The sequence below is a fragment of the Chloracidobacterium sp. genome (assembly GCA_016715795.1).
Lineage (GTDB): Bacteria > Acidobacteriota > Blastocatellia > Pyrinomonadales > Pyrinomonadaceae > OLB17.
Map to the genome: position 1 here is coordinate 1588555 of JADJXP010000002.1, position 16037 is coordinate 1604591.

The 16037-nt window shown below is 55.4% G+C and carries 15 protein-coding genes; 5 read left to right on the forward strand and 10 right to left on the reverse strand.

The annotated features are described in order from the left end of the window. Positions 1–57 precede the first annotated feature (57 nt). From fabF to IPM59_12350, 8 genes are all read right to left on the reverse strand, one after another. Positions 58–1299 carry a beta-ketoacyl-ACP synthase II gene (gene fabF, locus IPM59_12315; protein MBK9216351.1) on the reverse strand — a complete coding sequence of 414 codons (1242 nt, stop codon included), beginning with the start codon at positions 1297–1299 and terminating at the stop codon, positions 58–60. Positions 1300–1378: 79 nt separating this feature from the next. Continuing rightward, on the reverse strand, positions 1379–1615 hold the full coding sequence (locus tag IPM59_12320) for an acyl carrier protein (protein MBK9216352.1): 237 nt from the start codon (positions 1613–1615) through the stop codon (positions 1379–1381). Positions 1616–1627: 12 nt separating this feature from the next. Further along, positions 1628–2557, reverse strand: a complete 930-nt coding sequence (fabD, locus tag IPM59_12325) for an ACP S-malonyltransferase (GenBank protein ID MBK9216353.1) — start codon at positions 2555–2557, stop codon at positions 1628–1630. A gap of 112 nt (positions 2558–2669) precedes the next feature. Continuing rightward, the gene (locus tag IPM59_12330; protein ID MBK9216354.1) at positions 2670–3650 is read right to left on the reverse strand and encodes a ketoacyl-ACP synthase III; all 981 of its coding nucleotides are present in this window, start codon (positions 3648–3650) and stop codon (positions 2670–2672) included. A 97-nt stretch (positions 3651–3747) separates the two neighbouring features. Next, complete coding sequence (gene rpmF, locus IPM59_12335) at positions 3748–3933, reverse strand: 50S ribosomal protein L32 (GenBank protein MBK9216355.1); 186 nt, start codon at positions 3931–3933, stop codon at positions 3748–3750. A gap of 3 nt (positions 3934–3936) precedes the next feature. Further along, complete coding sequence (locus IPM59_12340) at positions 3937–4446, reverse strand: DUF177 domain-containing protein (GenBank protein MBK9216356.1); 510 nt, start codon at positions 4444–4446, stop codon at positions 3937–3939. A gap of 257 nt (positions 4447–4703) precedes the next feature. After that, positions 4704–7358 carry a protein kinase gene (locus IPM59_12345; protein MBK9216357.1) on the reverse strand — a complete coding sequence of 885 codons (2655 nt, stop codon included), beginning with the start codon at positions 7356–7358 and terminating at the stop codon, positions 4704–4706. 399 nt (positions 7359–7757) lie between these two features. Beyond that, a complete protein-coding gene (locus IPM59_12350; GenBank protein MBK9216358.1) occupies positions 7758–8813 on the reverse strand; it encodes a quinone-dependent dihydroorotate dehydrogenase in 1056 nt (351 codons plus the stop codon). Between the two features lie 99 nt (positions 8814–8912). Here IPM59_12350 and pyrR point away from each other — a divergent pair, with 99 nt between their 5' ends. The 5 genes from pyrR to IPM59_12375 are packed head-to-tail and all read left to right on the forward strand — an operon-like array spanning position 8913 to position 13140. Then, positions 8913–9458, forward strand: coding sequence for a bifunctional pyr operon transcriptional regulator/uracil phosphoribosyltransferase PyrR (gene pyrR, locus IPM59_12355; protein MBK9216359.1), 546 nt, complete (start codon positions 8913–8915; stop codon positions 9456–9458). Further along, positions 9458–10402, forward strand: coding sequence for an aspartate carbamoyltransferase catalytic subunit (locus tag IPM59_12360; GenBank protein ID MBK9216360.1), 945 nt, complete (start codon positions 9458–9460; stop codon positions 10400–10402). Before pyrR ends, IPM59_12360 begins: the two co-directional genes overlap by 1 nt. 3 nt (positions 10403–10405) lie before the next feature. Further along, entirely contained in the window at positions 10406–11812 is a 1407-nt protein-coding gene (locus tag IPM59_12365; protein ID MBK9216361.1) for a dihydroorotase, read from the forward strand. Then, positions 11809–12324 (forward strand): hypothetical protein, encoded by a 516-nt coding sequence (locus tag IPM59_12370; GenBank protein MBK9216362.1) that lies wholly within the window; start codon positions 11809–11811, stop codon positions 12322–12324. Before IPM59_12365 ends, IPM59_12370 begins: the two co-directional genes overlap by 4 nt. Positions 12325–12336: 12 nt before the next feature. Then, entirely contained in the window at positions 12337–13140 is an 804-nt protein-coding gene (locus tag IPM59_12375) for a TerC family protein (protein MBK9216363.1), read from the forward strand. A gap of 18 nt (positions 13141–13158) precedes the next feature. On the opposite strand, the gene IPM59_12380 is transcribed toward IPM59_12375, so the two are convergent. Continuing rightward, positions 13159–13653 (reverse strand): hypothetical protein, encoded by a 495-nt coding sequence (locus IPM59_12380; GenBank protein ID MBK9216364.1) that lies wholly within the window; start codon positions 13651–13653, stop codon positions 13159–13161. A gap of 116 nt (positions 13654–13769) precedes the next feature. Then, positions 13770–15884, reverse strand: coding sequence for a S9 family peptidase (locus IPM59_12385; GenBank protein ID MBK9216365.1), 2115 nt, complete (start codon positions 15882–15884; stop codon positions 13770–13772). Positions 15885–16037: the final 153 nt, after the last annotated feature.

The window sequence follows — 16037 nt, forward strand, 5'->3', positions numbered from 1 at the left end:
AGTGACGTTGCCGAAGAATAACGGTCAACCACTCGCTACCGCAAGTGGTTCTGACAACTACTCGGCGTACCTTTTGAATATCAAACACGCATTCGTCCCGCCGAAACCAAAATTATTCGACAGCACGTAATTGACCGTAGCATTGCGAGCCTCATTGGGAATGTAATCGAGGTCACAATCGGGGTCGGGCGTCGTGTAATTGATCGTCGGCGGCAATTTGTTCTCGAGGATCGATTTGACGGCAACCACGGCTTCGATGCCGCCTGCGGCACCAAGAGCGTGCCCGGTCATCGATTTGGTCGAGCTGACTGGAATATTGTAGGCGTGTTGGCCAAAAACCTTCTTGATAGCCAGCGTTTCGAACTTGTCGTTGTATGGCGTCGACGTCCCGTGAGCGTTGATGTAACCGATCTGCGACGGCTCCAGTCCGGCGTCATCCAAGGCACGCTGCATTACGCGAATCGCGCCAGATCCCGTCTCGTCCGGCATAGTGACATGAAACGCATCGCCCGACATACCGTAACCGACGATCTCGGCGAGGATATTCGCTCCGCGGGCCTTCGCAAATTCCAGCTCTTCAAGGATCATCAATCCCGAGCCTTCGCCTATGACAAAGCCATCACGTTCGAGGTCGAACGGCCGTGAGGCGTGCTCCGGGTCGTCGTTTCTCGTCGACAGAGCCCGCATCGAAGCGAAACCCGCGACCGACATCGGCGTGATCGCACTCTCGGCCCCGCCGCAGATCATCGCGTCGGCATCGCCGCGTTCGATCAACCTGAAGCTGTCGCCGATGGCGTGTGCCCCCGCGGAACACGCCGTTGCGGTTGCCGAATTGGGCCCCTTCGCTCCGTGGCGTATCGATACATTTCCCGCCGCCAAATTGACGATCGCGGAAACGATAAAAAAGGGTGATACGCGATCCGGACCGGACGTAAGCAGTTTTTCATGCTCGCGCTCGATGGCCCAGAAATCACCGATGCCGGAACTGATATATGTCCCGACCATTTCGGCGTTTGACTCGTCGATCACGAGGCCGCTGTGCTTCATGGCCTCGTCCGAGGCCGCAAGGGCGAAATGCGTGAAGGCTCCCATCCGGCGTGCTTCCTTTTTGTCAAGGAAGGTCAACGGATCAAAGTCTTTGACCTCGCATGCAAACCGCGCCGCAAAGCCCGTCGCATCGAACTTGGTGATATTCGCCGCCCCGCTAACCCCTTGCATTAGCGCGTCCCACGTCATCGCCACGTCGTTACCGACAGGCGTCACCAGGCCCAGTCCTGTTACTACTACTCGACGCTTCATATCAATGGATAATGAAAAATTGACAATCGGCGATAAGGGGCGGGCCCTTCATCGTCTGTTGCCCATTGTCCGTTGTTCGTTATCCCTTATGCTGTTCGACGTAGGCGTAGGCGTCACGGACGCTCTGGATCTTCTCAGAGTCCTCGTCCGGGATCTCGATGTCGAACTCTTCCTCAAAGCGCATCACGAGTTCGACGAGATCGAGCGAATCCGCGCCGAGATCCTCGATGAAACGAGCGTTCTCGGTCACCTCAGCCTCATCGACTCCGAGCTCGTCAACGATTATCTGTTTGATCTTATCCTGTACTTCTGACATATTTTCTCCTGTTTATAGAGTCTCTAACGTATTGCGTAAACTTTCCGTGTCTTCAATATTACTATAAACGGCGTCACGGTCTATCTGGCGAATGAGCCCTGTCAAAACCTTTCCGGGCCCGATCTCGATGAATTTCGAGATGCCATTGGCTTTCATTTCGGCAACCGATTGCAGCCAGCGGACGGGTGATGACACCTGCCGTGTGAGCTTGTCCGCGACAGCAACGCTATCTGTGCTCGCGGTCGCATCGACGTTGTGGACGACCGGGAACAAAAAGTCGCCGTAGCTCACTTCTGCGAGATCGCCTGACAGCCGTTCCTGTGCCGGCATCATCAACGCACAATGAAACGGGGCACTCACGTTGAGCTTGATCGCCCTTTTCGCCCCCTTTTCTTTCAGTATCTCGCACGCCCGATCAACAGCCTCAACATTGCCCGCGATCACTACCTGCGAAGGTGAATTGATATTCGCCGGGCTGCAAACCTGTCCTTCTGCGGCCTCCTCGCAGCCCTGCTCGACCGTCGCAACGTCAAGCCCGAGGATGGCAGCCATCGCCCCAGCGCCGATCGGGACGGCTTCCTGCATATACGTCCCGCGTTTTCGAACCGTCCTGACCGCATCGGCGAGATCGAGTACGCCTGCCGCTACCAGGGCCGAATACTCACCGAGGCTGTGCCCTGCAACAATGTCAGGCTCCGGCATTCCCGCCTCGCGTGCCGCGCGATAAGTGGCAAGCGAAGCCGTCAATATCGCAGGCTGTGTATTCGCGGTAAGCTGGAGGTCAGCCTCATCACCTGCGAAACACATTTCCGAGAGCTTGAACCCGAGCGCATCGTCGGCTATTTCAAAAACCTCTCGTGCAGCGGCCGACTTGTCGAACAGGTCCTTGCCCATCCCGACAGCCTGACTGCCCTGACCGGGAAATATGTATGCGATCTTCATAGTCAGAACCGCCTGCGTAGGCGGGCGGCCAGTTCCGCGGCTTGCGTCCAGTCAATGGCTCAGTTGCGCGACTCGCAACGAACTGACCGCCCGCTTACGCAGGCGGTTCTGACTAGAACTGGATCACGCTCGCGCCCCATGTCACTCCGCCGCCGAATGCCGTGAGAACGACAAGGTCGCCCTCTTTGACCTTGCCGCTCTCGATGCATTCGTCCAAGGCGATCGGGATCGAAGCCGACGATGTATTGCCGGTCCGCTCGATATTTGAATAAACTCTTTCCTCCGACACACCGAGCCGCTGGGCGACCGCATCCGTTATCCGCTGATTGGCCTGATGCGGGATTATCATGGTCACCTCGTCGATGCCGCGGCCCGCTTTAGCGAGCATTTCGAGCGAGATATCGGCCATCGACCTCACGGCAAGCTTAAAGATCTCGTTGCCCTTCATCGTGAAGTAATGCATCCGATTATCAATTGTCTCGTGTGACGTGCCATATCGCGTCCCGCCCCCGCGAGCATAGAGTGACTCTTCATAACGACCGTCAGAACGGATCTTTGTTGCAAGAACACCTTTGCCCTCGGGCACCGGCCCCAGAACGGCCGCACCGGCACCGTCGCCGAAGATCACGCACGTCGTGCGGTCGGTGTAATCAATGTACTTGGTCAAAACTTCCGCCCCGATCACGAGAGCGTAGCGGATCTGACCCGTGCGGATCATCGATTCGACCATCGAGATACCATAAATAAAACCGGAGCAGGCCGCAAATACATCCATCGCGGCAGCATTCTCGCAGCCGAGTTCAGCCTGAATGAGGCAGCCGGTTGAGGGCAATATTTGGTCCGGCGTCGTAGTAGCACAGATGATGATCTCAATGTCCTTAGGCTCGATCCCCGCACGTTCGATCGCTCGGCGGGCCGCCCGCACTGCAAACTGCGACGTGTACTCGTCATCCGCCGCCTTGTAACGCTGCTTGATGCCCGTGCGCGTGGTGATCCATTCGTCAGATGTTTCAACGATCTTTTCCAGGTCGGCATTTGTGAGGATGCCCTCCGGATAAGCGTGTCCCATCCCGATGATGCCCGCGTTAGACATAAAAGTCTCTAGAGTTCCTAGAGTTTATAGAGTTCCTAGAGTCAACTGCAAACGGTGAACCTCTATAAACTCTACAAACTCGGTGAACTCGATGAACTTATTCGCTTTCTTTTCCTTCGATGATCTTGCGCCCTTTGTAGGTACCGGTTTCGCGGTCGATGCGGTGCGGCACTTTTGCCTCGCCGGTGTCTTTATCAAGGTAGAACTGCGGCGCTTTCAGCGCGTCGTGGGCACGGCGCGTCCTTGTTCGGGCATGTGAATGTCGTCGTTTTGGATTTGGCATAACTTAAATCAAATTTTTGAGTCCGGCCCATCGTGGATCGATCTCGTTCTTTTCGCAACTACAATCTATCAAATTACGGTTCCCGCCGCATATCGGGCACAAACCGCGACAATCATCCTTGCAAAATATTTGCTCCGGCATCGCCAGCAATATCTGTTCGCGAACAACCTCCGCAATGTCTACGCGGCCGCCGATAACGAGTGATTCGTCCAGGTCGTCCTCGCTGATCTCGGTTTCGGGCCGGTCGGTTTCGAGGCTCGCGTCAACGAATACGTCGCGAAACGGTATCTCAAATGCCCGAGTGACCTGCTCCAGACACCGCGAACAATCGGCCTCGACCGTCGCCGTGATCATCCCGCCGAGATAAGTCCGCGCATCGTCGCGAAAAACCTCACCGTCAAACACCGCCGGTCCCGTCAGCCGGGCCTCGCCCGCGAGGTCGATCTCGTCATCTGCAAACTCCGCCCGCAAGGGCTTTTGAGACGTAGGAGCAATCGCGAGATCAATTATCATTTGTCAAATCTGCCTGCCGTATGCGGCCGCGGGCCGCAAAAAGGCAAAAGTATGATTATAGTGCCTGAAAAAGGCGTGTCAACCGCCATACGGACGGCTCAAGGCGCACAATCAAACGCCCTGCCGTTGAATCAAGAAAAAAAGGCCGCAAGCGCCGGAAATCCGTAATCGTAAACGCCATGACTAGAAATAACATCGCCACTAGGTAGGACCCCTTTGAACGAATACAACGTAGTAGTGAAGAACCTAGCCCGTTCCTACCTGATCGTCAGGGTCGTGAGCGCGCGTTTCATTTCGCGGGCGCTCGGGAATCTAACATTAGGATCGTGCGCAAGGCTTTGCAAAAAGAATGCTGCAAACGGATCATCATCCTTGAATACGGGCCGGACTGTCATCGACTGGAGCAATTCACGATAGGTCCTGCCGGCATAGGGGCGTTTGCCGTAGAGACATTCGAAGCCGATGACGCCGATGGAAAATAGGTCGCCGCGTTCGTTCACCTTTTCGCCGTGAAGCTGCTCCGGCGGCATATATCCCAGTGTGCCCAAAACCGTTCCCGGAACAGTGACGCTGTTCGCGAATTCGTTCTCATTCAGCCTCGCTAATCCGAAATCCAAGATACACACTCGAACCAACCCATCATCTTGCTGTGTAACAAATACGTTCTCGGGTTTGAGATCGCGGTGAATGATGCCGGCTTGATGGGCAGCATCAACACCGTCGAGCATCTGGCCGATCCATTCGACCATCGTCCTCGCGTCAAGATTCCCTTTTTGGGTCAGGATGCTTGCCAATGTCGAGCCGTGGATCTTTTCCATAACGAGAAAAGCGCCTTCGGTCGAGAGCGATCCATAGTCAAAAACGGTTACGATATTGCGATGATTGAGTTTCCCGGCGATGTGGGCTTCGCGTTCAAAGCGGCGCTGTGCTTCGCGGTTTCCAAATAGCGAGCCGCTTAAGATCTTTAGCGCGACCGTTCGGTTTATTCGAAGATCGCTTGCCTCATAAACGGCTCCCATGCCGCCTCGTCCCAGCAGTTTATCGAGGCGATATCTATTCTCAATAGTCCTCTCAACCGGCAAGGTGAAGGTCAATTCCGCGCCGTCAGTTGGACATCTATCGTCACAACGATCGAAGCAACGTCCGCAGCGGGGACACTCTTTCAGCAGGTTAATATTGCTTTCATCCAGCCGCGATAGGACTTCGTGTCTGATTCGCTGATCGCTGCGCATTCTATCTCTTAGCACAAGGTTTTCGTTGACAATGGCAACCTGGTTCGCGACGGCGAGGAGAAGCTCTTTTTCACGCGCGGTGTACGCGGTTTCGGAAAGCTTCTTTCCGAGCACAAAAAGGCCGGCGAGTTTTCCGTTCGTTCCATGCATCGGCACGACTAGATTGGCGTCGATCCGAGTAAGCCATTCTCTTTCGTCCCGCGGTATCTGATCGATAACAAGCGATTGTATCTCGACGGCCGATTCCTGATGACGCATCGTATCAAGCAATGCCGAGTCGGCCGGAAGTTTGGCCTTGATAGAATTTGAGCCCGTCGAATAGCTGAGCGAAAATGTGCTGTTCCGCGTGTCTTCGAAGAAAAAGTAGATGCAGACCGGGTGCATAGCAGCCTCGATCTGGTCACTCACAAGGCGAGACAGCGTGCCGATCGAATCGGACGATTTCACTCGTTCGATCAGATTGCGCAGAAGATGTTCGCCGTCGTACTGCGCCCGAAAAAAACGCTTGTCGATCCACTCATTTAGGCGAAATCGCGACAGCATCGCAATCCCCACAGCAAGAGCGACGCACAAGTAAAAGAACGCGGAATTACGAAGGAGAATTTCCGGCAACGTTCGATTCGGGTCGGTAACAATATTCCAAATAATTCCAGCAACAGGCAGCAACACCATTAAGCGCAGTCCGTTTTTTGCGAAAAGATACCGCAGACCGAGCCGAATGATGAACGAAATCGGTATTACCCGATGACGAATCACCGCGTAGGCGAATACGGGTGGAGCAAGAATATAGAAAATGTTCCCAGCAAAGTCGCGCCATATGCCAGCAACGAATACAGCCTGACCGACCAGCGATTCAACCCACGGTAATACAAGTTGTATGAGTATGAAGGGCGCAAAAATGATCGGAATTGTGATTGCCAGAAAGAACAGTCGCCTCTTACCAAGCTCATCCGCGTCTCGATAGTTGGACACAAGGGCGCCGATGCAGGCCACATTGTATACCGGATAAAACATATCGCCCAGGAAGAGCGGAGTCGTGTAGAAGACGTTGAAGGCCGCGAAACCATTCCACGCAAGCTGTTGACCGATCTCGGTTGGTATAACGTAGAGGAGAAACGGCAGGTAGATCGCAAACTCGAGTTTTGGAAAACGTTTGACCAAGCGAAGCGGCTGCGGAAAAAAAATAAAAAAATTGAGCAGAGCGACCGCGTTAAGGAGGCTTAACAGATAGCCGACCAACCAAAGTGACGCCAGGCCGATGGATGTTTCTTCAAATATCACGAAATGGATCGGAGACATCGACATGGCACAGAGCAGAAAGGCGATCGTGGCGAGGAGCGTGAGCTTATTATTTGGCTTGAACAGGAATAAGAACAGTGCGGTGACGATCAGAATTGCGGGCGTCAATATTCCGTTTTCAAGCGTATTGAGAAAGTGGTCCATTCCGGGCGGTCTTGGCGTGATCTCGCGAGCAAAGATCTCGCCGTCGCGTCGAAAGGTAAACGCATGCGGCACGCCCGGGTCTAACTGGCGGACATACAACCGGAACCTGTTGAAGCCGTCGAGGACTTTACCATCGATTTGAATGACCTCATCTCCCATTCGAACCTTGTCATCGTAAAATAGCTGCGGGGCCGTAACGCGCAGGACGCCGTCGCGTCCCGCCGCAGCGTACGGCATATCATTTTTTTCGGTCAACAAATTGTAAACGTTGAGGCAACACCAGGTGGCGACGAGCAGGAACAAAAGGAAAATCGATATCGACCTAAACTTGTTTGGTCTTAGATCGTACGGATCGGACCTATCGGGAATGATTTCGGTCGGAGATTCGTGATCGAGATCTGCTGCGTCGATCGGCAAAATCAAAGTCGCATCCGGCTCGACCGGAGTCATTGCCTTTGTTTCGCTGTCCCTATTCGCTGACTGTTCTTTAGCTGTATCCCTATGAGTCGGCATTAGAACATCCGAACTTTCGAAATCACACAATATTGGGTTCCAAGATGGGGTTAGGATAACACAGGCTTACCCTGAATTGTGTGTGATGGGAGCGATAAGCGGATCGTATCTGTTTGTGGAAAGCTAACTTACGTCGATCTCGTTAGTCTCGCAAAAAAACGTCGACGGCCGGTCCGGCGTCCTCGCCAAGCTCCGACTCACGTCGGCTGGAAAAGAAGGCCCGCCGTAGATGAAGCCCGTGTAAGCCTGAACCAGCGACGCGCCGGCGGCGAGCTTTGCCAGGGCGTCTTCGGCTGTAAAGATGCCGCCGACGCCGACGATCGGCAATTTGCCGCCAGAGTAGCGATCGATGGTCGAAATGACCATATTAGACCTCTCAAACAGCGGCCGTCCGCTCAGTCCGCCGTCGCCGAATCTCGCGACATCGGATGTTTGCAATCCGTCGCGCGAGACGGTCGTGTTCGTCGCGATGATCCCGTCGATCGCAAAACTCAGACAAACATCTACCGTCACCTCGATCTCGGCTTCTGTCAGGTCGGGAGCGACCTTGACCAAAAGCGGTTTTCGACCGATCTCGCTGTTTTTTGCGGCCAGGGCCGAAAGCAGCGGTTCAAGGCTCTCCGCACGCTGTAGATCGCGTAGATTTGGGGTATTTGGCGAGGAGACATTGACCGCGACGTAATCCGCCACCGGCTGCATGATCTCGAAGCAGGCAAGATAATTCTCGACGGCTCCTTCATTCGGGATATCCTTGTTCCTGCCGATATTCACCCCGACGATGCAGCGGCGGTCGAGTTTGGAAAGGCGTTCGGCGACGGCGTGAGCACCGTCATTATTGAAACCGAGCCGATTGATCAATGCTCGATCGGAAGGCAGGCGAAAAAGTCTCGGTCTTGGATTGCCTCGTTGCGGCTGCAAAGTCACCGTGCCTACCTCGACAAAACCGAATCCAAGCGACGCAAGCTGTTCAACGACGACTCCGTTCTTGTCGAATCCGGCCGCAATTCCAAGCCGATTTGTGAATTTCAACCCGAACAGCTCTACAGGCGGCAGTCCGAACGACGCGTCATCGACATAGAACGGCGACGCGAGGCCCATTTTCATTGCCCTGATGCCGATCTCGTGCGCCCGTTCGGCATCGAGGCCGAACAACGCGGGCCGCGCAACTTTGTCCCAGATGAATGACATCGTCCGTTTGATTCTAGTTAATGTAGGACAAACTTTGAACTTTGCACGGCTGTTTGTTACGATTTGCATCGAATGGCAGATGAATTTCACCTGGTCGAAAAGTCGCGGATCATGGACTCGACTTCGATGAAGCGTGCCCTGCGCCGCCTTTCGACCGAGATCGCAGAAACTAATCAAGGAGCCGACGACCTCTATCTCGTAGGCATCCGCCGACGCGGAGTTCCGCTCGCCGAACGCATCCGCGACAAGATAGAACAGATCGAGGGCGTCAAACCGCTCTACGGCATTCTTGACATCACGCTCTATCGCGATGATCTATCGACCGTCGGTGCGAATCCGATCGTGAACCGCACGGAGCTCGAGGAAGACATCGACGGCAAGACCATCGTCCTGATCGACGACGTACTCTACACAGGACGTACGATCCGGGCGGCCCTCGACCAGTTGATGGATTTTGGCCGGCCAAAACGTGTGCAGCTCGCGGTCCTCATCGACCGCGGCCGCGAACATCGCGAGTTGCCGATCCAGGCCGATTTCGTCGGCAAAACCGTTCCGACAAAACAGACTGAGATCATCAAGGTGATGTTAAAGGAATTTGATGACGTTGAGGCCGTCGGTATTTTCGAGAGACCCTAGTGAAGAAGCCATACCGCCGCAGAGACCTTCTCGGCATCCGCGATCTGAGCCCGGCGGAGATCGTCGGCATTCTCGATACCGCCGAAACATTTACCGAAATATCGAGCCGCGAGGTCAAAAAGGTTCCAGCTCTTAGGGGCAAGACCATTATCAATCTCTTCTTCGAAGCCTCGACACGCACCCGAACTTCATTTGAGCTTGCAGCAAAACGCCTCTCGGCGGACGCCGTCAATATCAGCGTCTCGTCATCCAGTCTGAGCAAAGGCGAAACGCTGCTTGATACGGCGTTGAATCTCGACGCGATGGCTCCCGATTGTATCGTCGTCCGACATTCGTCAGCCGGCGTGCCGCATCAGCTCGCAAAGGTCTCGCAGGCCGCCATCGTCAACGCCGGTGACGGGTCGAACGAGCACCCGACACAGGCATTGCTCGACGCGATGACGATCCGCGAGCATAAGAAACACATCGACGGCCTCGAGGTCGCGATCGTCGGAGACATCCTCCACAGCCGTGTAGCGAGATCTAACATTCACCTATTGACCAAACTGGGGGCGAACGTCCGCATCGCAGGGCCGGGAACGCTCGTCCCGGGCGATCTTGCGTCCTTCGTCAGTGACGGCCTCACCGTCTGCCCGCACGTTGAGGATGCTCTGCACGGAGCTGACGTAGTCATGATCCTGCGGATACAGCGCGAGCGGCAGGACTCGGCCTACTTCCCGACATTAAGGGAATATTCGATACACTACGGCCTCACCAATGATCGGCTCGATCTGGCGAGGAAAGACGCCATCGTCCTTCACCCCGGCCCGATGAACCGAGGTATAGAGATCGCATCTGACGTTGCTGACGGCTCGCGCTCGCTGATCCTCGACCAGGTAAAATACGGCGTCGCCGTGCGGATGGCGGTGCTCTATCTGGCATCAGGAAGCCCGACCGGAAACTGAACTATGAAATTGCTGATCGCGAACGGCCATCTCATCGATCCCGCCGCACCTGAGAATACAGGTACGTCCGTTTTGGTCGAAGCTGGTAAGGTCGTGGCGTGGATCAAGCCCGGAGAGGCTGTTCCGGCGGATTGTGAGGTGTTTGACGCGAGCGGCCTGCTGGTTGCTCCCGGCTTTATCGATATGCATGTGCATCTGCGCGAGCCTGGGCAGGAGCATAAGGAGACGATCGCGAGCGGCTGTGCCGCAGCGGTCGCGGGCGGGTGGACGAGTGTTTGTCCGATGCCGAATACCCAGCCGGTCAACGACAACGCCGCGATCACTCGTTACATGATCGAGCAGGCTGAGCGGGCAGCAGTCGCGAATGTCTTCCCGATTGGAGCGATCACCAAGTCTTCCGACGGTTCTGAACTGGCTGAGATGGGCGAAATGAAAGCCGCCGGTGCCGTTGCCGTTTCAGACGACGGGCGGCCGGTGCCGAACGCAGGCATAATGCGACGAGCGATGCAATACGCACGCGATTTTGATCTGCCGGTCATCGACCATTGCGAAGACAAGTCTCTGTCGAGCGGCGGCGTAATGCACGAAGGCAAGATATCACTCCTACTTGGCCTCAAAGGTATGCCCGCACTTGCCGAGGAGATAGACGCCGTCCGTGACATTCTGCTCGCGAAGGAGACCGGCGCCCACATTCACATCGCACATGTATCGACACGAGGAGCGATCGAGGCCGTCCGCCGTGCAAAGAACGAAGGCATCAATGTCACCTGCGAGGTCACACCTCACCATTTTACTCTGACAGACCGAGCCGTGGAGTGCGGACACTCATGTCCGCATGAGCGTCGCTTCGACGCGAACCCGAGCGTCGCGAGCGGCAACTTCGTCGGAGGAACCGACGATGCGGACAAGAGTGTCCGCACTCCCTCCGCCTACGACACCAACACCAAAATGGCGCCACCGCTCCGCAGTGAAGAACATCTCGAAGCGATCATCGAAGGCATCCGTGATGGCACCATCGACGCGATCGCGACCGATCACGCCCCGCACCATGCCGACGAGAAAGCCCTCGAATACGACCGAGCACCATTCGGCATTATTGGCCTCGAAACGGCGATCGGATTGGCATTAACTGAACTTGTCCATAAGGGCGTCATTAGCCTCGAACGGCTCGTCGAGATGTGCGCGACAAATCCGGCCCGCATTTTTCGCATCGAGGGACGCGGCACGCTAACGCCCGGCTCGCACGCCGACGTGACCCTGATTGACCCCGCCTTAACTTGGACATACACTAATGCCGAATCGCGTTCCAGATCGCGGAATACACCGTTCGACGGATGGCAGTTCAACGGCGGTGTCGTCGCAAGTATTGTCGGCGGGCGTATTGTCTATCAACGCATGGAGGAAAAATGAAGACTGCTGTCGTAATTTCGTTCGCGATACTCATGCTCGGTTCTGCGGCTCTCGCCCAGAATAGGACCGTTTATACAAGCACCAGAACTAGCGACTGCAAGCAGAAAAAGACCGGCGACGAATCCCATGCCGATTACGTGGGCATCTGCCGCGGTGTTGGCGGCTACAAGCTCGAGGTGATCGAGGGCGACCTGCGGCAAACGATCAACGTCATCTCGCCTGCCGGTAAGCGTTCGAGGCTCGACTTTACTAGATTCTTTGCCAGTTTTTCATATATCGGTGAAAAGCTTGAATGGCGAGTCAAGCGCGGCGTCCCGATCGCCCTCATCTCGCGATATTACGTTGCCGATCCCGAGACCGGCCGGCAGAGCCGATCGGTGTTGTTTGTGACGAAGATCAGTCCCAAGGGCTCATGCGTCGTCGATATCGTCGAGGAGGTCTCAAAGCAGAACGACAGGGCCCGTGAGATCGCCGACGCGGCAGCCGACAAACCGTGTAAAACTACCGAATAATTATCCTCACGTATGGAATTCCTCACTGATCCCCAGGTCTGGATCGCTTTCATCACGCTGACGGTGCTCGAGCTTGTTCTTGGCATCGACAATGTGATCTTCATCTCGATCCTGTCGAATCGGGTCGCTGTGCCCAAGCGCTCACAGGCCCGTTTTATAGGGCTCTCGCTCTCGCTGGTGATGCGCGTCGTTCTGCTGTTCTCGCTTGCGTGGGTGATGGGCCTGACGACGCCGCTATTTACGGTCGCGGGCTATTCGATCTCAGGCCGTGACCTAATACTGCTGATAGGCGGCCTGTTCCTTCTCGCGAAGAGCACTCATGAGATACATGGCTCGCTCGAAGGCCCCGAGGGCGATAGCGGAAAGACCGCCGTAGCCGGCTTTGCATCTGCCGTCATCCAGATAACGCTCCTGAACCTTGTTTTCTCGCTAGACTCGATCATCACGGCCGTCGGAATGGTGAGCACAAAGCCCGTCGCGGAAGGTGGACTCGGCGAAGCGGCGATTTGGATAATGATCGCAGCAGTTGTGGTGTCGATCGTTGCGATGATCGGGCTTGCGAGTTCGATCGGGGCATTTGTTCACCGGCATCCGACAGTAAAGATGCTCGCTCTCTCTTTCCTTCTTATGATCGGCGCATCGCTCATCGCAGAAGGCATGCACTTCCACATACCGAAAGGCTACATCTACTTCGCGATGGCATTCTCAGTGTTTGTCGAGATGCTTAATATCAGGCTGCGGAAGAAAGGCCCGCCCGTAGTCCTCCACAGCGAATTCACGCGGGAAGACGAGGCACCGGCTCGGCCGGCAGGCTAGTCTCTTTGGTTGAGTCGATTATCGTTCGCAGGGCCTGGCAGTCCCGGGCTCGGTTAGTGGTGTCGTTTCTACCTGCCACTTCTCCTGCCCCAGACTTGTTATACGCGCTGTGTAGGTCGTGACAGCGGCTAATGGATTGCCCGGGACGTCGGTCCGTGATTCTACGCCGATGCGAGCCCAGTAGAAGTCCTTGCAGTAATAAACGTCTATATCCGTGCTGGTTCGCTGGTGTTTTGTGAGCATCTGATCCCGAATTGCCATTTCCATTGCTGTCGGCGGCCTCACGCGATCGCCATACCCCGGCAATGTGAAATAGAAAATAGCCCCGCCGACGATAAGGATCGGTACAGCGACAAGAGCCAGCAGCCTTGCATAGCTTCGCTCGCTCTTGGTTTCTTTCTTTAAGGTCTCAAAAAGCCGATTCTTCTCGACCTGACCGCCGATCGACGGCCGCTCCTCCTGAGGCGGCTCGACCTTCTTTTCGTCATCAAAGATACCGTGCTGAAACTTCATCGCGTGATCAGAATATCAGCCGTAGAGGACACAGAGATCTCTGAAAAATGCAACACCATCAACCATAGTCAGCCAGTCAGTCCATCGACCCCGCCCTCCGTATTCTCTGTCAACCGCTACTTCATTCCCAGGCTCATGACCAGAAACGCATAGATATCAGCCTGCTGCTCTATCGCGAGCGTCGTCGGCAATCCCGCGCCGTGGCCGCCGCGTGTCTGGATGCGGATCAAGACCGGAGCATCGCCGGCTTGAGCGTGCTGCATCGCGGCCGTGTATTTGAAGCTGTGTGCGGGAAACACGCGGTCATCGTGGTCCGCCGTAGTGACCAGCACCGGCGGATATTTCGTTCCCGGTTTTGCCTGATGATATGGAGAATAGGCGTACATCGCATTGAAATCAGCCTCATCCGTCGGGTCACCATAATCGCTCCGCCACGCCCAGCCGATAGTAAATTTATCGAACCTGAGCATGTCCATCACACCAACCTGCGGCACAGCCGCAGCAAAGAGGTCAGGATGCTGGTTGAGCGTCGCACCCACGAGCAGGCCGCCATTCGAGCCGCCGTTGATCGCCAGCTTGGGCGTGGACGTGTATTTGTTGGCGATCAGCCATTTTGCCGCCCATGCAAAGTCGTCAAAGACGTTCTGCTTCTTAAGCCGCGAGCCGCCCTTCCACCAGTCCTTGCCGTATTCGCTGCCGCCTCGCAGGCAGGCGACCGCATATACGCCTCCCATCTCGAGCCATCCGACACGGGCTATCGAGAAGCCGGGCGTCATCGGGATGTTGAATCCACCATAGCCGTAGAGCAGCGTCGGATTCTTGCCGTTCAGCTTCAGGCCTTTCTTATAGGTCAGAAACATTGGGATTTTCGTGCCGTCTTTTGAGGTATAAAAGACCTCTTTGACCTCGAACTTCGCAGGATCGAATTTCACCTTCGACTGACGAAAGACCGACGACCGTCCCGTCTTCATATCGTACCGATAGATCGTGGGCGGAGCATTGTAGCTCGAGTACGTATAGAAGGTTTCAGTATCGTTTCGCTTTCCGCCAAATCCGCCCGCCGTGCCGACGCCGGGCAGCTTGACTTCACGGACGAATTTGCCATTGGTCTCGTAGATCTTGATCTGCGTTGCAGCATCGTGAAGATAATCCAGAACGAACTGATCGTTGATGAACGAGACACTTCCAAGCGTATCGGCGGATTCGGGAATCACATCTGTCCAGCCCTTTTGCGGTGCAAGCGCATCGACCTTAACGACCTTTCCGCGCGAGGCGTCCTTGTCGGTCTCAAAATAGAAAACCGAACCGTCGTTGCCGATAAAGCTCCAGCTGTTGTTGAGGTTTTCGACAAGCGGCATTATCGGTGCCTTCTGCATGGTCAGGTTCTTGAAATAGACCATGTTCATCCGCTCGGTCCCTTTGCCAACGGTGATGATGAGCCAGTTGCCGTCCTCGCTGACCTGCGCTCCGCTGAAGTATTCCTTGTTGTCAGGCCGCTCATACACGACAAAATCGTCACTCTGCGGCGTGCCCATCTTGTGAAAATACAGCTTCTGGTAATAGGTCGTCGCCTTCAGTTCCTGCCCCTTTTCGACCGGAGCATAACTGCCGTAAAAGAAACCCGAGTTGTCATTGAGCCATGAGAAACTGCCATAACGGTTCGGTGCGAGTCTGTCAGGGAGCAAATCGCCGGTGTGCGTGTTCATGAACTTCCACTCGCGCCGGTCCGACCCGGCGACAGCAACACTGTAGGCCCAGATCTTGCCGTCGTCGGTGAACGATGAACCGCCGAGTGCCGCCGTGCCGTCCTTTGCGATCTTGTTCGGATCGAAGAAAACTGTGCCCGGATCGTCGATCGACTTGGCCTTGTAGAGCACCGATTGATTCTGCAGGCCGTCGTTCTTCGAATAGACATAGAAGCCGTCGGTGACCTTCATCGGAGCCGAATAGCGCTCGTAATTCCAAAGTTCGGTCAGACGGGCCTTGATGGCGGCACGTTGCGGAATAGCCCCAAGGTAATCGAAGGTTAGCTTATTCTCAGCTTCGATCCAGGCCCGCATCTCAGCCGATTCCGTGTCTTCCATCCAGCGATAAGGATCCTCAACCTTTACGCCATGAAAATCGTCGACTTGGTCAGCGCGGCGCGCCTTTGGATATTCCCACGTCTGCGCGCTTACGGGCAGCGCGGCAAAAAAAGCCGCCAGGACCAACAAGACGAGACTGCGTTTCATCATAACCTCAAAAAACTCCTTATTTCTTATAGATAGGATAATTCGAGTATAGCCGAAAGCATGTGCTTAGGCGTAACTGAAAAGCAAAGGGCGAGGCCTCGTTCCCCTCGCCCTGAATGTCCGCATACGGTCGCGGACGATTCGCAGTCCCGC